Source organism: Luteimonas salinisoli, assembly GCF_013425525.1.
Lineage (GTDB): Bacteria > Pseudomonadota > Gammaproteobacteria > Xanthomonadales > Xanthomonadaceae > Luteimonas > Luteimonas salinisoli.
The window spans coordinates 1-17,090 of sequence record NZ_JACCKA010000076.1; the positions used below are offsets into that span (position 1 = coordinate 1).

General features: G+C 70.9%; 13 protein-coding genes. 3 read left to right on the top strand and 10 right to left on the bottom strand.

All coding sequences use genetic code 11. The features are described 5' to 3' along the window. Nucleotides 1-127: 127 nt before the first annotated feature. Nucleotides 128-631: a hypothetical protein gene (locus tag H0E84_RS13455; RefSeq protein WP_180679172.1), complete on the bottom strand. Its 504-nt coding sequence runs from the start codon at nt 629-631 to the stop codon at nt 128-130. 137 nt (nt 632-768) lie between these two features. Here H0E84_RS13455 and H0E84_RS13460 point away from each other — a divergent pair, with 137 nt between their 5' ends. Further along, nucleotides 769-2,172 (top strand): alpha/beta hydrolase family protein, encoded by a 1,404-nt coding sequence (locus tag H0E84_RS13460; protein ID WP_180679173.1) that lies wholly within the window; start codon nt 769-771, stop codon nt 2,170-2,172. A gap of 457 nt (nt 2,173-2,629) precedes the next feature. On the opposite strand, the gene H0E84_RS13465 is transcribed toward H0E84_RS13460, so the two are convergent. The 6 genes from H0E84_RS13465 to H0E84_RS13490 form a co-directional block, all read right to left on the bottom strand. After that, on the bottom strand, nt 2,630-3,070 hold the full coding sequence (locus H0E84_RS13465; protein ID WP_345776319.1) for a hypothetical protein: 441 nt from the start codon (nt 3,068-3,070) through the stop codon (nt 2,630-2,632). A gap of 6 nt (nt 3,071-3,076) precedes the next feature. Then, a complete protein-coding gene (locus tag H0E84_RS13470; RefSeq protein ID WP_180679174.1) occupies nt 3,077-3,271 on the bottom strand; it encodes a PspC domain-containing protein in 195 nt (64 codons plus the stop codon). 88 nt (nt 3,272-3,359) lie between these two features. Then, on the bottom strand, nt 3,360-4,430 hold the full coding sequence (locus H0E84_RS13475; RefSeq protein ID WP_180679175.1) for a class III poly(R)-hydroxyalkanoic acid synthase subunit PhaC: 1,071 nt from the start codon (nt 4,428-4,430) through the stop codon (nt 3,360-3,362). Further along, complete coding sequence (gene phaE / locus H0E84_RS13480; RefSeq protein WP_180679176.1) at nt 4,427-5,599, bottom strand: class III poly(R)-hydroxyalkanoic acid synthase subunit PhaE; 1,173 nt, start codon at nt 5,597-5,599, stop codon at nt 4,427-4,429. The genes H0E84_RS13475 and phaE overlap by 4 nt, the downstream gene beginning before the upstream one ends. Nucleotides 5,600-5,659: 60 nt before the next feature. Then, on the bottom strand, nt 5,660-6,277 hold the full coding sequence (locus H0E84_RS13485) for a CDP-alcohol phosphatidyltransferase family protein (protein WP_180679177.1): 618 nt from the start codon (nt 6,275-6,277) through the stop codon (nt 5,660-5,662). Nucleotides 6,278-6,427: 150 nt separating this feature from the next. Next, a complete protein-coding gene (locus H0E84_RS13490) occupies nt 6,428-8,263 on the bottom strand; it encodes a 3-hydroxybutyrate oligomer hydrolase family protein (RefSeq protein ID WP_180679178.1) in 1,836 nt (611 codons plus the stop codon). A gap of 111 nt (nt 8,264-8,374) precedes the next feature. Between H0E84_RS13490 and H0E84_RS13495 the strand changes: the two genes are divergently transcribed. Beyond that, nucleotides 8,375-9,040: a response regulator gene (locus H0E84_RS13495; RefSeq protein WP_180679179.1), complete on the top strand. Its 666-nt coding sequence runs from the start codon at nt 8,375-8,377 to the stop codon at nt 9,038-9,040. An 18-nt stretch (nt 9,041-9,058) separates the two neighbouring features. Here the strand turns inward: H0E84_RS13495 and H0E84_RS13500 are convergent, their stop codons facing one another. From H0E84_RS13500 to H0E84_RS13510, 3 genes are all read right to left on the bottom strand, one after another. Beyond that, complete coding sequence (locus H0E84_RS13500) at nt 9,059-9,547, bottom strand: NUDIX hydrolase (RefSeq protein WP_180679180.1); 489 nt, start codon at nt 9,545-9,547, stop codon at nt 9,059-9,061. A gap of 64 nt (nt 9,548-9,611) precedes the next feature. Beyond that, a complete protein-coding gene (locus H0E84_RS13505) occupies nt 9,612-12,959 on the bottom strand; it encodes a hybrid sensor histidine kinase/response regulator (protein WP_180679181.1) in 3,348 nt (1,115 codons plus the stop codon). A 236-nt stretch (nt 12,960-13,195) separates the two neighbouring features. Continuing rightward, a complete protein-coding gene (locus H0E84_RS13510) occupies nt 13,196-15,415 on the bottom strand; it encodes a TonB-dependent receptor (RefSeq protein WP_180679182.1) in 2,220 nt (739 codons plus the stop codon). A gap of 155 nt (nt 15,416-15,570) precedes the next feature. On the opposite strand from H0E84_RS13510, the gene H0E84_RS13515 reads away from it, so the two are divergent. After that, the gene (locus tag H0E84_RS13515) at nt 15,571-16,968 is read left to right on the top strand and encodes a GntP family permease (protein WP_180679183.1); all 1,398 of its coding nucleotides are present in this window, start codon (nt 15,571-15,573) and stop codon (nt 16,966-16,968) included. The last annotated feature ends 122 nt before the right edge of the window (nt 16,969-17,090 follow it).

Consider the following 17,090-nt stretch of genomic DNA (forward strand, 5'->3'; position numbering starts at 1 on the left):
CGACTCCCTCAACGACCTCACCCCAGTCGAGTACCGGATCATCCATCACCCGGAAACCTCTAGTTATGCGTGGACCTGATCAGGGGGAGTCGACACGTGGGAGCGGGTCGTGCGCGCGCATGGCCGGTCAGGGCGACGTAGCGATGCAGCGTACGGGCGCGTCGTTCTCCAGCGCCTGTTCCCAGCCATTCCCACTGCGGTAGGTCACGGTGCCGTTGATGCAGGCGGCCTCGACCTGGTCGCGCCGAGCGCTCAGCGGCCCTGGCAACTGCTGCAGGCCGGATGGCTGGCCGGCAGCAGCGCCATCACCCGCTCCGGGAGGCTCTTGCGCCACGTCCGGGGGTGCCATCCCGGCGGGCTCGTTCTCCGCCATCGCGCCGGAGGCCTGCGCGGCGCTTTCTGTCGCCGCGTCTGCAGGCGTCTCCCCCGCGGGCGCCGGCTGCGGAGCTTCTTCCGTGCGCTCGGCCGCGGGGCGGGTTCGCGGTTCCTCCGAGCGTCCGCCGGGGTCGTCCGACAGCACCGTGGTCACCGCGTAGCGGATCGCATTGGCGGCCAGAACGCCGACGATCACCGCAAGCGTGACCGGGATGAAGAAGGACCAGGGTGGTGCGTCGTCGCGGAACCCGCTCATGGTACGGCCTCCCGGTGAGGTCACCCGAGCCTAGCGCATCCGGTGACCTTCGGCACCCGTGAACGCACACTTCCGGCATGGGCCTGCGAACTCGCCCCCCGGTTACCCTCGCAGATCGCTCCGAATGGATCCCGCCAATGCTCCCGTCCCGCCGTTTCCCCCTGCTGACTGCCGCCTCGCTCCTTCTTTCCGTACTGCTGGCCGGCTGTTCGGATGAGGAAGCAACGCCGCCCCTCCCCGAGGAACTCGCCTGCCAGGCGGGTGCGTGGCGCATGGACAGCGGCGAGCTGCTGGCACTTTCGCCGGTCACCGGCGGGCTGCGCTACCGCCTGGTCGACGGCCGCAGCGGCCTGTTCGCGCCTGGCGGCGAGGGACCTGCCTACAGCGCCCGCGAAGGCTGGCGCGGCGAGGGAACCGAGCCTGTCGCCACCGCGACCTTCGAGCCCTGCCCCGCCGGGCGCATGCGCTTCGCGCTCGAGGACGGCCCGTCCGGTACCGCGCGCCGGATGACGCTGGACACGCACGACACCAGCTTCCGCAGCGGCGACATCTCCCTCCGCGGCCGCCTGGTGCTGCCGGAGCAGGCCAACGGCCCGATGCCGCTGGCGGTGCTGCTGCACGGTTCCGAGGACTACTCCGCAGTCGACATCTACCCCACCCAGTACCTGCTGCCGGCGCAGGGGGTGGCGGTATTCGTCTACGACAAGCGCGGTACCGGCGGTTCGGAGGGCGAATACACCCAGGACTTCCACGTGCTGGCCGACGACGCCGTCGCCGCCCTGGCCGAAGCGCGACGGCTGCAGCCGGCCGGCTTCTCGCGCATCGGCTTCGTCGGCGGCAGCCAGGGCGGGTGGATCGCACCGCTGGCGGCCTCCAAGACCAGCGTGGACTACGTGGCGGCGCTGTTCGGCCTGGCCGAGGGCGCCCTGGCCGAGGACCGCGAGCAGGTGATGGACGACCTGCGCGCGGCCGGGCACGGCCCCGACGTGCTGGAGCGCGCGCGCGAGGTCACCGACGCCACCGCACGGCTGATGGCCTCCGGTTTCACCGAGGGCTACGAAGAACTGGCCGCAGTGCAGGATGCCTATGGCGACGAACCGTGGTTCGCCGACATCCAGGGCGAATTCAGCGGCCAGGTACTGGAAATCCGGGGCTGGGCGCCGCAGTGGCTGGTGCGCCGCATCGCCATGCGGTCGGACCGCGGCACCAGCTGGGACTACGAGCCCCTGCCGGTGCTCGCCGCACTCGAGGTCCCGCAGCTGTGGGTCGTCGCCGCGGAGGACCGCGAGGCGCCGAACGTCGAGACCCTTCGCCGGCTGCGCGCGCTGCAGGCCGAGGGGCGCCCGCTCGACCTGGTGGTATTCCCGGGCACCGACCACGGCATTTACGAGTACGCCGAGGAGGACGGCCAGCGCGTCATGTTGCGTCACCCGGACGGTTACCTGCGCCTTCTGGCCGAGTGGATCGCCGAGCCGGAGCTGCGTGGGCCGTACGGCAACGCGCAGGTCGAGCCCAAGGCCGGCGGACGGGAAACCAGATAACGCCGCTACCGCCCGCCCACACCGGGGGCGGCGCGCATTTCGTCTGCCCAGGACGTCGCGGCGGCCAACGTCTTTCCTGGCGGGGCGACGCGCCGGCATGGCGCAGCAGTCCGGCGCCGCGATACGCAACCGCGGCGTCGACCTGCAACGAACTACGTCAGACAAGGGGCTGGGCGGGAAACCTCATGCCCTGCGGAAGATCCGCGACGGAAGCCGTTGAGCGGCCGCCTACCGCGGATTCCGGTGAGCGGTCCGGCTCCTGAACCCCAGCCGGCTTGCCCGCCCCGGAAAAGCAGAAGGCCCAGTCTTTCGGGTGTTATCCCGATCGGCTGAGCCTTCCTTGTCGAAGCGATTGCGTCCGGCTTTCGCCTTTCGCTTTTTCTTCGACGTGCGCAGGTTAGCGCAGGCACCGTTAGGGCAGCGTCAAAACCCGTTGGCCATTCGTCGGCAGGCGGCCTCAACCCCAGGGCCACCAGCCGCGACCGGTGCGCGCATAGCGGTCGGCGGCGCGCTCGAAGCGGTTGCGCACGCTGATTCCGCCGCACAGCAGGTACAGCGGCAGGAACAGCGGCCCCAGCGCCATGTACTGCAGGACGTGGGCGCGCTCGTGGTCGCCGATCCGCACCGCGGGCTCCTCGCAGTGCCCGGCGCGGTGGGCGTAGGTGAAGCACGGGGCGTCCAGCGAGTCGGCGGTATGCAGGATCACGTTGCCCAGGGTCATGGCGCCCCCCGGACCCCACGGCCAGCGCTGGAATACGATCGCGAGTTCGCGACGGTCCAGCCGCGCCGTGGCGCCGAATGCCAGCCCGGCGGCACCGGCCCCCAGGCCGAGCACGGTATTGGGCAGGGTCCACAGGACGCCGAGCGCGCACAGCGGCCAGTCCGACGCCCGGGTCACGGCTGGTCAGTCGCCTTCCGGCATCACCAGCCACAGCACCAGGTACACCAGGATCCCGGGGAAGGCCGCCGACAGGATCGACACCACCACGAACAGCACCCGCACCATCGTGGAGCTCCAGCCGAAGCGCCGGGCGATGCCGCCCATCACACCGGCAATGACGCGGTCGTTGATCGAACGGGACAGGGTTGGATGGCTCATGGGCGCAAGCTCGCGGAAATCACGTTGCCGCAAGTCTAGCGCGTGCCTCGCAAGGCGGCGTGGAGGGGCGCGGCCGGCCTCGGCTGGTTCAGGCCGAGCGCGCCGCCAGCCACTCGTGGATCGCCGAGGGCACCTCCTTCTGCGCGCGCCCGGAAACGTAGATGCCGATATGGCCGCCACGGAACGACAACTCCGAATAGTCGTCCGAGCCCACCAGGCCGCGCAGCGCCCGCGACGCGGCAGGCGGCACCAGGTGGTCCTGCTCGGCGAAGATGTTGAGTATCGGCATCTCCACCATGCCCAAGTGCACCTCGCGCCCGCCGATCTCGATCCCGCCGTTGACGAAGCCGTTGCCCTGGTAGAACTGCTTGATGAACTGGCGAAAGGCCTCCCCCGCCTGGTCCGGAGAGTCGAAGATCCACTTCTCCATGCGCAGGAAATCCTCCACCGACTTGCGGTCGTCGAGGATGTCCACCAGGCCGACGTACTTCTGCACGAACAGCCGCCACGGCTTCAGCGTGAGGTAGCAGAAATTCATCATGTCGGCCGGGACGTTGCCGAGCGTGTCGACGAACAGGTCGACGTCCATCTCCCGGGTCCAGTTCGACAGCATGTTGTCCGGGGTGTGGAAGTCCACCGGGGTGACCATGGTGATCAGGTTGCGGATCCGCTCGGGATGCAGCGCGGCGTAGCACAGCGAAAACGCGCCGCCCTGGCAGATGCCGAGCAGGTTGATCGAATCGAGCCCGTGCGCGTCGCACAGGTGGTCCACCGCGCCGCCGAGGAAACGTCCGATGTAGTCCTCGAGGTCGAGGAAGCGGTCCGAGCGGTCCGGGTAGCCCCAGTCGATGATGTACACGTCCTCGCCCAGCGCCAGCAGGTTCTTGACGATCGAACGGTCGGACTGCAGGTCGACCATGTAGGGGCGGTTGACCAGCGCGTAGCAGATCAGCAGCGGCACCTTCGCGGTCGGCGCCTTTTCCCCGATGAAGCGGTACAGCACCGTCTTGCCGTCGCGCCAGACTTCCTGCTTCTGCGTCGCCCCGTAGTCGACATCGTCGACCTCGCGCAGGGTGTCCAGGCCCGCACCGAGCTTCTGCTGGAAACGCACCGCCTCCTCGGCGATACGCGCCGGGCTGATATTGAGCGGACCGGTCATTTCAGCGTCCTCCTGCCGGTAGGCCGTTTGCGCGTCGCCGCCCTGCCGGCCGTGCCAGTCGACTTGCCGGCAGTCTTCTTCACGGTCTTCTTCGCAGTCTTCTTCGCAGTCTTTTTCGCGGCCGTGGGCGCGGCCTGCTTCGCGCGCTTCTTCGTGGCCTTCCGCGTCGCCTTCCCGACGGCACTCCCGGCGCTCGCCGAGGCGGGCTTATTCGGTGTCGCTACCGCCCGTCCGGCGGTGCGACCCACCGGCGCCTGCGCCGGCCGCGCGTCGTCGCGCATGCGCCTGATCGCACGCTCGAGTTCGACGATCTTGCGATGCGCCCCGTCCAGCTCGCTGCGCGTGGGCATGCCGAACATGGCGCTGATCTCCTCGACCTGGCGCTGGATGCCCGCGCGCAGACGCATCTGCGCGTTCACCAGCCGGCCGTACACGGCCCGGAACTCTTCCGACAGCGCGATCTCGGCGTAGGCCTCCTCGGCGGCATCGATCCACAGGTCGAACAGTGCGCGCGGCGATTCGATCTGGCGGCCCGGCTCCTCCCGCTCGAGCAGGCGGTCCTCGAAGATTTCCAGCGCGGACTGCGCCGCCTTCGCCATCAGCGCGTTGTAGGCGCTGTTGTGTTCCTGGTACTCGGCCTGAGCCTGGGCCAGCGCCTGCAGCCGCTCCTGCTGCTCGCGCCCGGGTCCGAATGCGGGCATGCGCAGCCAGGAAGCGCTCTCCCGGCGCCAGGCATCCAGGTACGGCGAAGCGTCGTCGATCCACTGGTCCAGGCCCTGCAGCCCATGCCCGCGCATGCTGCGGAACATCTCGGGGAACGGGTTCTCGCCGGTCGCCCCGAGCGCCTGCCGCCATGCCTTGGCGATCTCCGCCGCACTGCCTTGCTGCCCGGCGAACTGCGCCGCGACCTGCTGCATCTGCCCGAACCACCCGTGCGCCTGCTGCTGGAAGCGCCCGACCGCATCGTTGACCCCGGCGCGGCTGCCGTGGACGGACTTCGTCCACCAGTCGATCGCGTCGTGCCAAGCCTGCATGCCCGCGTGGGCGGGTCCCGAAGCCGTCGCCGACGACGGAGCCGCAGTGCGCATGGCCTCGCCCCAGGCGCTCCAGTACTGCCGTGCCAGCTTCTCGAATTCGCCCACCGCCTCGTTCGTCGCGCCGTTGCCCATCGCTGCCTCCAGGTCCTGCGGCGATCATAGCAACGCACCGTTTACGGTGCCGTGCACGGCTCAGAACTTGGGGATGCGCAGTGTCTTGCTGATCATCAGCGTCCCGGACAGGGCGAACACCAGAACCAGGGGATGCAGCTGCCAGGGCCCCAGCTGCCACTGCCCCAGCCACAGGTCCTCGCCGATCCGGCCGTGCCAGGCCAGCACCGCCAGCAGCACCACGATCGCCAGGCTGGTCGGGATCGGGGTGCCCTCGAAGTGCTTCACCTTGTCGCCGCCGCCGGCGAGCGACTCGGCGGTGACGTTGTAGCGCGCCAGGCGGCTGACCCCGCAGCCGACGAAGTAGCTCAGCACGATCCAGTCCCAGCCGCCCTGCAGTCCGCAGGCGTAGCCCAGCGCCGCGGGCGCGACGCCGAAGGAGATCACGTCTGCCAGCGAGTCGAGCTCGCGCCCCAGCGTCGAAGCCACCTTGCGCCAGCGCGCGATGCGGCCGTCGAGCGCATCGAACACGAACGCCAGCGGGATCAGCGCCATGCCTGCGAGCAGGTCGCGCACCCCGCCCTCCTGCAGGTAGCGCATCGCGGCGAATACCGCGCCGGTACCGCAGAAGGCGTTGGCCAGGGTGAACCAGTCGGCGAGCTGAAACTCGCGAAGCATCGAAAAATGGCGTTGCGGCATGGCAGCCCTTCCGGGACTCGTCTGGCCTGCAGCCTGCCAGACGCCGCGTGAAGCGGCCTGCAGCTCGTCCTGTCCACGGCGGCGGACGTCCCCGGAACGAGGCCGCTTCTCGCCTGCCGGCGCACGTCGTGCCCCGATCTCTCAGGTCCGTCAGCGCGGGATCGCCAGCGACTCCGCGTCGAGCGCCCCGCCGGCAGCGCGCGGGGATGCATCGATCACCGCATCCGCCGGCAGGCCCGCGGCGCCGTCCAGGTGCGCCTCGACGCGGTCGAGTGCGGCGTACACGTACGGCAGCAGCGGTACGTAGCGCGCCGCATAGTCCGGCAGGGCGAGGAACGCATCGAAATGCTGGGCGCCGCGGACCTGCCAGAACCCCACTTCGCGGCCGGCGGCACGCGCGGCGGCCACGTACGGCGCGCTGCTGAAGGCGAGCGGGATCAGGCCGTCGTCGGCGCCGTGCACCACCAGCAGCGGCAGCCCGGCGCGCGGCGGTCCGGCCCGGGTAGCGGCCACGCCGGCGCGGAGGCGGTCGCCGTCCGCGGCGGTCCCTTCCCACAGCGCGCGCAGGCACTGCAGGCCCGGCAGGGCGGGATCCGCCGGCGCGGCCGCGGTGGCCGCATGCGGATCGACGATGCCCACCCCCGCCCCGGGCGGGATGCCCGACGCGTCGCTCCACCAGGCGGCGCGCTCGGCCGCGGTGGCCGCGCGCGGCGAGAAATCCGGGTGCTGGGCGGCGAATCCGTAGCCGCAAGGATGCTCGCCGGGGCCATGGCGGCCGTAGGCGGACGCATAGGTGACCGCGACCGCGCGCCACAGGTCGAAGTCGACCGACAGCGCACCGGCGCGCAGGGCCTGCTCGGTCCACCCCTGGGCACGCAGCCGCTCCCAGGCCGAGCGCGCCTGCGCGGCGATGTCGCCGCCCTCGACCAGTCCGGCCTTGGCCAGCGCCTCGCATCGCGGCGCGCGCTGCGCTCCGGCGATCGCACTCAGCGGCGACTGCGGCAGTTCCGACGGATGCGCGAGTGCGCACGGCATCAGCAGCGCCGCCTCGGTGGTGTAGTCGTAGAGCGCGCGGGCGCCTTCTCCCTTTGCGAGCACGTTCGGCGCGCCCGCGACCACCGCATCGAGCCAGTCGCCCTCCAGCTCCGCCGCGCGCAGCACCGCGCCGCCGCCGTTGGACAGGCCCACGGCGATGATGCGGGTGTTGTCGAAGGTGAACGGCGCCGCCTGCGGCAGCGCCTCATCGAGCGTGCGCAGCGCGAATTCCGCCGCCTGGCGCACGTGGCGGCCCCAGTCCGCCTCGGGGTTGTCCTGCGAATGCGCGTGCTTGATCGCGATGCCGGTCGCGGCCTGCGCGGCGCCGGGCACGAAGGCGGCACTCGCCGCTTCGGCCACGCCGCCATCGCCGTCGACGCCGAGGTCCGCATCGAGATCGAAGTAGTCGGTGCCCGCGCCCTTGTCGGTATAGGCCACCGCACAGCCACGCGGCAGACCCCACGCGCCCGCCACCGCGATCGCGCCATACACGCCGCGCGAGCCCGAGGATGCGGTCACGACCACGCAGCGCCGCTGCAGGTCGAATCCGTCGGGCAGCTGCAGCATCACCCGGTGCGGATGGCGCGCGCGAGGCAGCGTCGCCATGGCATGGAACTCGCGGCCGGGCACCGCGGCCAGGCTGCCGTAGAACTCGCCGTAGCCGCCCCCCGGCATCAGGTCGGCGATGCCGCGCCAGTTGCTCCACAGCGCCCGGCGGCGCCGCTCGGCCGCGGTCGGGTGTTCCGGATCGGCGAACGGCGGCGGCGCCGTCGCCCTCAGCCCATCCAGGCCGAGCCCGGCACTGAGCAGATCGTCGGCGCCGCGGTGCTCGCTGGTGCGCGGCTGGGTGAACATCGCGGGCTCCGTGGCCGGGCGCTGCGGCCCGGCGGCACAGGCTACCAGCAGCACGGCCGCCGCCAGGACCGGAACGCGCACGGGGATGATGATCATCGGGGGACATTAGCAGCGCGCCCCGGCGCCGGCATCGTACTTTGGTACCACCGCGGACGCGGGCTCGCCTGCAGCGGCCTCGCCTATAGCGGCCTCGCCTACAATCGCCGCATGCCGGTCCTGCTGATCGCCGACGACCATCCCCTGTTCCGCGCCGCGCTGCGCGGCGCCGCGGCCGATGCCGCGCCCGACATCACGGTGTGCGAGGCGGACACCTTCGAAGCCGTGCTCGGTGTACTGGAGGAGCGCAGCGACATCGATCTGGTGCTGCTCGACCTGCACATGCCCGGCAACCACGGCCTGGCCGGTCTGGCGGCGATCCGCGCCCAGTATCCCGCGGTCGCGGTGGCCCTGGTCTCGGCCAACGAGGACCCGCAGGTGATCCGCCGCGCCCTCGACCACGGCGCCGCCGGCTACGTCCCCAAGAGCACCGGGCTGGACGAGATGCGCCAGGCGATCCGCAGCGTACTGGCCTGCGAACAGTGGCTGCCGCCGGCGCTGCGCGGGCCGGTGCAGCGTGCCGGCTCGCTGCCGCAGGACCGCGACCTCGCCGCACGCCTGGCAAGCCTCACCGCGCAGCAGTTCCGGGTGCTCACCCTGGTCGCCCAGGGGCTGCTGAACAAGCAGATCGCCGACCGCCTGGACGTGCAGGAGCGCACCGTCAAGGCGCACCTGTCGGCGATCTTCGAGAAGCTGGGCGCGCGCAACCGCACCCACGCCGGGGTGATCCTGCGCGAGTTGGAGATCGTCGACCCGGCGCGCCGCGTCGCTCGCTGACCCGCGGGCGACACCGGATCAGATCCGCGAGCAGGACCAGGACACCATGCGCCCGTCGCGGTAGGGCATCACCCCGTGGAAGGCCCGCGGGTCGGCGTCGAAGACCAGCGGCAGGAAGTGGCGGTCGCCGTCCCACAGCGGCAGTTCCATGATCCTGTCGATCGCCACCCATTCCAGGCTGCCCTCGGGATTGCGCTCGAACGGCGTGCCGGCGTAGCGGGTGACCAGGAACAGGAACCCGAGCCAGTCTTCCCCGCCCTTGCCGAAGCCCGGCCAGCTAATGGTCCCGCGCAGCTGCATCTGCTCGCAGGCGATCCCGGCCTCCTCCATGATCTCGCGGCGCATGCCCGCCACCACGTCCTCGTCCGCCTCCAGCTTGCCGCCGAGGCCGTTGTATTTCCCCAGGTGATGATCGTCGTCGCGGGCGTTGCGGTGGACCAGCAGCACCCGGCTGCGGTCCGGCGAGAGCACGTAACCGAGGGTGGCGACGATGGGCGTGTACGGCATGCGCTGCGCGGCTCCGAAGAAAACGCGATTGTAGGCGAGCGCGGCGGACGGCCGGTGCGTGCGCTCACCCGCGGCTGGCGAGCAGCCGGTCGAGCACCGACTTCAGCGCCAGCGGCCGCAGCGGCTTGCCGAGCAGCGCCAGACCGGTGTCGAGCACGTCGCGGCGCACCTCGCCGCCGTCGTCGGCGCTGAGGATCAGGGCCGGCCGCGCGCCGAAGCGCGCCGCCAGCCGCGCGTGCAGCGCCACCCCGGTATCGCCGCCGTCGAGGTGATAGTCGAACAGCCAGAGCGTCGCGGGACGCTCGGACAGCGCGGCCTCCGCCGCTGCGCCATCGGCGACTGCCATCACTTCGCAGTTCCAGCCGCGCAGCAGCCTCGCCAGCGCCTCGAGCGCCATGGGATCGTTGTCGACCAGCAGCGCACGAGCACCGGCCAGGCCGCTGCGCGCGCCGCTGCCGCGCGGCGCCTCGGCCGTCGGCAGCCGCGGCAGCGCCAGCGAGAACACCGTCCCCCGGCCGATCTCGCTGCGCAGGTCCAGCGGTGCATCGAGCAGTCCCGCGACACGCTCGGCGATCGCCAGGCCCAACCCCAACCCCTGGCCCCTCGCATCCTCGCCGCGACGGAACTCCTCGAAGATCAGCCGGCGCTGCGGTGCCGCGATGCCCGGGCCGGTGTCGTGCACCTCGACGCGCAGGCTCCCGCCAGCGCGGCGTACGCCGAGCAGCACCGCACCGGAGCGCGTGTAGCGCACCGCGTTGGCGAGGAAGTTCTGCAGCACGCGCCGCAGCAGTTGCGGGTCGCTGCGCGTCCACGCGGCGCTGGGCCGGTAGCGGAAGGCGAGTGCGTTTTCGGCGGCCAGCGCGGCGAACTCCGAGGCCAGCGGGTCGAGCACCTCGGATAGCGGGAAGGACCGCGGCTGCGGCACCAGGCCGCCCGCCTCCAGCCGCGACATGTCGAACAGCCCGGTCAGCAGGTCGCCGGTGGAATCGAGCGCGCCCCGCAACTGTCGCAGCTGGCCGCGATGTGCAGCGTCGCCGATCTGCTGCGCCAGCGCGTCGGCGAACAGCTGCGCGGCGTGCAGCGGCTGCATCAGGTCGTGGCCGACAGCGGCCAGGAACCGGCTCTTGGCGTCGTTGGCACGCTCGGCCTCGCGCCTGGCCAGGTCGAGGCTTGCGGTGCGCTCGGCCACACGCTGTTCCAGGGTCTCGTTGGCGGTGCGCAGCGCGCGCTCGGTGCTGCGGAACGCGGTGACGTCGGTGAAGGTGGCCACGAAGCCGCCGCCGGGCATCGGGTTGCCGCGGATTTCCACGACGAGGCCCTCGGCGGCGTCGCCCGCCGACCCACCCCGCCGCGGAAAACGCCGCTCGGCGACGTAAGGGGTGCCGGCACGCATGTGCCGCAGCCGCTTGTCGACCTCCGCCTCCACCGGCACCGCGCCCAGCAGGCCGCGGCCGAGGTTGAAGCGCACCAGTTCCGCCACCGGCACGCCGACGCGCAGCAACTCCGGCGGAAATCCGAACAGCTCGGCATAGCGTGCGTTCCAGGCCACCAGCCGCAACTCGGCGTCGACCACGCTGATGCCTTGGCTCATGTTCTCCAGGGCGGCCTCGAGCACCCGCTGGTTGAAGCGCAGGTCCTGCGAGGCCTCGCCGACGATCGCCGCCACCGTCTCCAGGTCCGGACCGGACTCGCGCCGGGCCGCGTCGAGCAGCAGGCGTGCCGAGGCGCTGCCCAGGACCGCCGACAGTTCGCGCTCCATGCGCGATTCCAGCGGCGCCGGCACCGGACCTTCGGCGGGCGCGTCGCGCAGCAGCGACTCCACCAGCCCCTGCGGAAGAAAGCGGCGCCCGGCGTTGCCGAGCGCCTGGCGATCGATGCCGCGCAGCGGGCCGCCACGTTCGCCCCGGTCCAGCAGCGCCACCAGCACCGTGGTCAGGGTGCCGGTGAACAGCGTCGCACCCACCGCGCGCCCCAGTCGGCTCCAGCCGGTCAGGCCGAACAGCGCGTCCGGCGCCAGCCAGCCCAGGCCCAGCGGCCCGTCGACCAGCCATGGCGCGACGGGCGCCACGAGCGCCGGGACCAGCATCACCCAGGCCCACACCGTGAAGGCCGCCAGCACCCCGGCGGTGGCCGCACGCGCCGGGGTCTGCGGACGCCACACCGCGAACGCCAGCGCCGGCGCCAGCGTCGCCAGTGCCGAGAACGACACCGCGCCGATATCGGCCAGCGCGTCGCTGTCGCCGACCATCCGGCTGTAGGCCCAGGCCAGCAGCATGATCGCGACGATGCCTGTGCGGCGCAGCAGCAACAGGCCGCCGCGATGGTCGTCGCCCTGCCCCCGCGACCATGCCCCGCGCAACAGGCCGGGCGCGAACCAGTGATTGCCGATCATCAGGCTGAGCGTGAGCGTGCTGACGATCACCATGCCGGTGGCCGCGCTGAGGCCGCCGAGGAAGGCGAACAGGGCGATGCCCTCGCCGCCCTGCGACAGCGGCACCGCCAGCGCGTACATGTCCGAAGGCACGCCGTCGCCGAGCAGGGCCATGCCGGCATGGGCGAGCGGCAAACCGGGGATGGCGATCAGCAGCAGGTACAGCGGGAACTGCCAGCGCGCGGTGCGCACGTCGCGCTCGTCGCGGCACTCCACCACGGCGACGTGGAACTGGTGCGGCAGGATGAACATCGCCAGCCCGCCCAGCAGCACCAGCGGCACGAAGCCACCGACGTCCTGCAGCGGCGGCGCCGGCACCTCCGGCAGCGGCTCCAGCGCGAACCATACGAACGCCCCGAGCGCCAGCATCGCCGCCAGCTTGAACAGCGATTCGAAGGCCATCGCCAGCACCAGGCCGCGATTGTGTTCGGCGGCGCTGGCGCGGCGGGTGCCGAACAGCATGGTGAACAGCGCCATCGCCAGCGCCACGTACAGCGCGCTGTCGCGCCACGGCGGCACCTCCTCCAGACCGCGGGACAGGCTGCCGGTGAGGGTGGCGAAGCTCATCGCCACCGCCTTGAGCTGCAGTGCGATGTAGGGAATCAGCCCGAGCGCCGCGACCAGGGTGATGGTGGCGGCGAGCCAGGCGTCCTTGCCCAGGCGGGTCGCGATCAGGTCGGCCAGCGAGGTGGCGTTGCTCTCGCGCGCCAGCCGGACCAGCCGCGTCATGAAGGCGAAGGCCACCGTGTAGAAGACGATCGCGCCTAGGAACGTCGGCGGCAGCGGCCAGCCGTAGCGCGCCGCCTGGGTGACCGTGCCGTAGAACGTCCAGGAGGTGCAGTGCACCGCCAGCGACAGCGCGTAGACGTGCCGCCAATGCTTCGCCAGGACGCCCGGATGCCGCTCCCCGAACAGCGCCGCGGCGAACATCAGCCCCAGCCACAGGCCGGCCGCGAGCACGACCACGCCGACGCTCAGCATCGGCGCTCGGGTTCGCGTTCGGTCCCCTCTCCCATTTCGTCCCGGCCGGCGGTCGTCACGCGAGCGAGCATAGCGCAGCAGCGCATCCCGGGATCGCTACGTCGCCGGTGCTCCGTGCTCCGGTGTGCGAGGGACGGAAACGCCCGACGAAGCGGTCGCGACTTCCCTCGCTCCCACGAGGTCCCGGGGCCCACGGGCCGGATCCAGTCCTGCCGGGGCGTTCCCGCCGGGCCCGCTCAGAAGTCGTAACGCACGCTCAGGCTGTACTGGCGCGGTGCGCCGTAGAACCCGGTCAGCACGCCGTAGGCGCCGATGTTGTAGCCGGTGGTGCGGTATTCCTGGTCGGCCAGGTTGCTGCCCTGCAGCGACAGCGACCAGGCATCGTCGATGCGCCAGATCACGCCGGCGCCGATCAGGCCGTAGCCGGACTGGCGGATTTCCGGACTCAGGTCGGTCGTCGGCCACACTTCGGACTGGTACGTATAGCCCACGCGCGCCGAGAGGTTGCCGCCGTTGGCCAGGTCGGTGCGGTACTCGACGTTCAGCGCACCGGAGAACTCGGGGGCATTGGTGAACTCCTGGGTGTCGGCGATGTCGACGCCGCCGCTGATGAACTCGTCGTACTTCGCATCCAGCCACGCCAGGTTGCCGCTGATCAGCCAGTTCGCCGTCGGCAGGAACTGGTATTCCACCTCGACGCCCTGCACCGTGCCGCGGCCGGCGTTGGTGAAGTCGCCGAAGAAGCTGGTGCTGCCGTCCGGCAGCGTGTAGGACGTGAACACCGACAGCTGGATGTCCTTGTACCTGTTGTGGAAATAGGCCGCGTTGAGGAACAGGCGCTGGTCGAGCAGCGCCATCTTGCTGCCGATCTCGTAGCTGTCCACCTGCTCGTCGTCGAACGGCTCGCCCGAGCGCGGGATCGCAGTGGTGTTGGCGCGGATGTTGTAGCCGCCGGACTTGAAGCCGCGCGATGCGAGCCCGTACACCATGATGTCCGGAGCGACCTCGTAGTCCAGCGACACCTTCGGCGAGACGTTCTTGAAGTTGACGGTCTTGTCGAAGTTGGCGGCCGTGCCCCAGGACGTGGCGTAGGTGGCGTCGGTATAGAACCGGTTGAGGGCGATGGCGTGCTTGTCCTCGTCGGTGTAGCGGGCACCGACGTCGAGACTGAGGCGGTCGCCGAGGTCGAAGGTCCAGTCGGCGTACAGGGCGTAGCTCTCGGTGAATACCTTGCCCTGGGTATCGCCGAACAGCGGGTTGGTCAGCGACGGCGGAAGCAGCGGGTTCTCGAAGCGGTTGAGCACCTGGCCGCCGGCCTCGCCGTCGAAATAGTAGAAGCCCATCACGCCGCGCGCGCGGCCGCCGCCGTCGAAGTTGGCCTGCAGCTCGTGGCTGACCTGGCTGTCGCTGTAGAACGCGCGCACGTCGACGAGCTGGAGCGGGGTCTGGTCGAAGTCGATGTTGGTCTCGGTGTCGGATTCGCGCTTGGCGACGACGTATTTGAACGCCCAGTCCAGGTTGGGCCGCCAGTTGAGCGTGGCCGAAGCGCCCTTCATCTCGGTGTCGTTGACGTTGGGCATGCCGCTGCGGATGTCGTAGCGGTGGTCGAGCGGCGCATGGGCCGGCGCCAGGGGGTTCGGCGCCAGCAACTTGCCGCCGCGCACGCCGGAGCGGTCGTCCATGTAGTCGAGCGCGAACTGCACGTCGAAGCGCTCGCTGGCGAAGGCGCCGAGCTGGAAGCGCGCGGCGTTGATCTCCTTGTCGCTGACCTCCTGGCCGCTCTCCAGGTTGGTGCCGAAGCCGTCGCGGTTCATGCTGGCCAGCGACAGCCGCGCGCGCAGCGCGTCGCTGCCGCCGATCGGGCCACCAATCGCGCCCTTCACGTCGAGCTGGTTGTGGTTGCCGGCCGTGACCTGGGCGAAGCCGCCCAGGTCGGTCGGCAGTTCGCGGCTGACGTACTTGATCGCGCCGCCAATGGTGTTCTTGCCGTACAGCGTCCCCTGCGGGCCGCGCAGCACCTCGATGCGGCCGACGTCGAAGACGTCCAGCAGCGCGCCCTGCGGCCGGGCGACGTAGACGTCGTCGAGATAGATGCCCACGCCCGGATCGACGCCCCACAGCGGGTCGGCCTGGCCGACGCCGCGGATGTAGGCCGTGGCCGTGCTGGTGGAGCCGCGCGCGGCGTAGATCGTGAGGTTCGGTACCTGCGGACCGAGATCGCCGATGTCCTGCACGTTGAGCTTGTCGAGCGTTTCCGGGGTGAACGCGGTGACCGCCACCGGCACGTCCTGCAGGGTCTCCTCGCGCTTGCGCGCGGTCACCTTGATGGCGCCGAGCGTGGTCGGCTCCGTTTCCGGGCCGGTCGCGGTACCGGGGTCCTGGGCGAATGCGGGCGTCGACAGCCCCAGGGCGATCGCGATGCTCAAGGCGGTGTACCGGGTCGTGGCGCGCTTCATCGTGCTCCCCTCGCGAATGACGGTGCATGCGGCCGGTCGCCGCCGAGGGAAAGCGTAGGCAAGGGACGCCAGGGGGGGCATCGTACCTTCGGACAATGGGCCGTCCGTCGCCGGCCGAACACACTGGCCGCCGGCATTTCCGGACCGGACCCGCGATGGCCCTGCTGATCGTGCTCGGCGCGCTGAGCTTCCTGATGGTCGTCGCCTACCGCGGCCACAGCGTGATCCTGTTCGCGCCGGTGGCGGCGATGGGCGCAGTGCTGCTGACCGACCCGAGCCTGGTGGCGCCGATGTTCACCGGGCTGTTCATGGACAAGATGGTCGGCTTCCTGAAGCTGTACTTCCCGGTGTTCCTGCTCGGCGCGGTGTTCGGCAAGCTGATCGAGCTCTCGGGCTTCTCCAGATCCATCGTCGCCGCGACCATCCGCCTGTTCGGGCCGCAGCGCGCGCTGCTGTCGATCGTCGTGGTCTGCGCCCTGCTCACCTACGGCGGCGTATCGCTGTTCGTGGTGGTCTTCGCGGTGTATCCCTTCGCTGCGGAACTGTTCCGCCAGAGCGACATCCCCAAGCGCCTGATTCCGGGCACGATCGCGCTCGGCGCCTTCACCTTCACGATGATGGCGCTACCGGGCACGCCGCAGATCCAGAACATCATCCCGACGGCGTTCTTCGGCACCGATTCCTGGGCGGCGCCGGTCCTCGGCACCATCGGCTCGGTGCTGATCTTCGCCTTCGGCATGCTGTACCTGGAATGGCGCCGCCGCCGCGCGCTGGCAGCCGGCGAGGGCTACGGCAGCGAACTGCGCAACGAGCCGGAGCCGTTCAGCGGTGGCCGGCTGGCGCACCCGCTGGTGGCGCTGCTGCCGCTGGTCCTGGTGGGCGTGACCAACAAGGTGTTCACCGTGCTGATTCCGCGGCTCTACGGCGACAGCCACAGCTTCATGCCGTCGATCATGGGCGAAGCGGCGCCGGTGGTGCAGGAGGTGCCGCGGGTGGCCGCGATCTGGGCGGTCCAGGGTGCGCTGCTGGTCGGCATCCTCAGCGTGCTGGTACTGGCGTGGCGGCCGGTCACCGAGCGCTTCGCGGAGGGCACCCGGGCCGCGATCGGCGGCGCCCTGCTGGCATCGATGAACACCGCCTCGGAGTACGGCTTCGGCGCGGTCATCGCCGCGCTGCCGGGCTTCCTGCTGGTGGCCAACGCCCTCAACGGCATCCCCGACCCGCTGGTCAACGAGGCGATCACGGTGACCGCGCTGGCCGGCATCACCGGCTCGGCGTCGGGCGGGATGAGCATCGCCCTGGCGGCGATGTCGGACAGCTTCATCGCCAGCGCCCAGGCCGTCGGCATCCCGATGGAGGTGCTGCACAGGATCGCCGCGATGGCCTCCGGCGGCATGGACACGCTGCCGCACAACGGCGCGGTGATCACCCTGCTGGCGGTGACCGGCCTGACCCACCGCCAGTCCTATGCAGACATCTTCGCCGTCACCGTGATCAGCACCGCGACGGTGTTCGCGGTGATCGGCCTGTTCTATCTCACCGGCTGGACATAACGCGGAGCTTGCTCAGCGACGCAGGCTCCGGCGCCCATGTAGAGCGGAGCTTGCTCCGCTGCACCGGCTCCGGAGCCCACGTAGAGCGGAGCTTGCTCCGCTGCACCGGCTCCGGAGCCCAA

Excerpts from the sequence above, each read along its gene's own strand:
- H0E84_RS13500 (WP_180679180.1), bottom strand. The coding sequence starts at position 9,547 with ATGCCGTACACGCCCATCGTCGCCACCCTCGGTTACGTGCTCTCGCCG.
- H0E84_RS13505 (WP_180679181.1), bottom strand. The coding sequence starts at position 12,959 with ATGCTGAGCGTCGGCGTGGTCGTGCTCGCGGCCGGCCTGTGGCTGGGG.
- H0E84_RS13485 (WP_180679177.1), bottom strand. The coding sequence starts at position 6,277 with ATGCCGCAACGCCATTTTTCGATGCTTCGCGAGTTTCAGCTCGCCGAC.
- phaE (WP_180679176.1), bottom strand. The coding sequence starts at position 5,599 with ATGGGCAACGGCGCGACGAACGAGGCGGTGGGCGAATTCGAGAAGCTG.
- H0E84_RS13460 (WP_180679173.1), top strand. The coding sequence starts at position 769 with ATGCTCCCGTCCCGCCGTTTCCCCCTGCTGACTGCCGCCTCGCTCCTT.
- H0E84_RS13495 (WP_180679179.1), top strand. The coding sequence starts at position 8,375 with ATGCCGGTCCTGCTGATCGCCGACGACCATCCCCTGTTCCGCGCCGCG.
- H0E84_RS13470 (WP_180679174.1), bottom strand. The coding sequence starts at position 3,271 with ATGAGCCATCCAACCCTGTCCCGTTCGATCAACGACCGCGTCATTGCC.
- H0E84_RS13510 (WP_180679182.1), bottom strand. The coding sequence starts at position 15,415 with ATGAAGCGCGCCACGACCCGGTACACCGCCTTGAGCATCGCGATCGCC.
- H0E84_RS13455 (WP_180679172.1), bottom strand. The coding sequence starts at position 631 with ATGAGCGGGTTCCGCGACGACGCACCACCCTGGTCCTTCTTCATCCCG.
- H0E84_RS13515 (WP_180679183.1), top strand. The coding sequence starts at position 15,571 with ATGGCCCTGCTGATCGTGCTCGGCGCGCTGAGCTTCCTGATGGTCGTC.
- H0E84_RS13475 (WP_180679175.1), bottom strand. The coding sequence starts at position 4,430 with ATGACCGGTCCGCTCAATATCAGCCCGGCGCGTATCGCCGAGGAGGCG.
- H0E84_RS13490 (WP_180679178.1), bottom strand. The coding sequence starts at position 8,263 with ATGATCATCATCCCCGTGCGCGTTCCGGTCCTGGCGGCGGCCGTGCTG.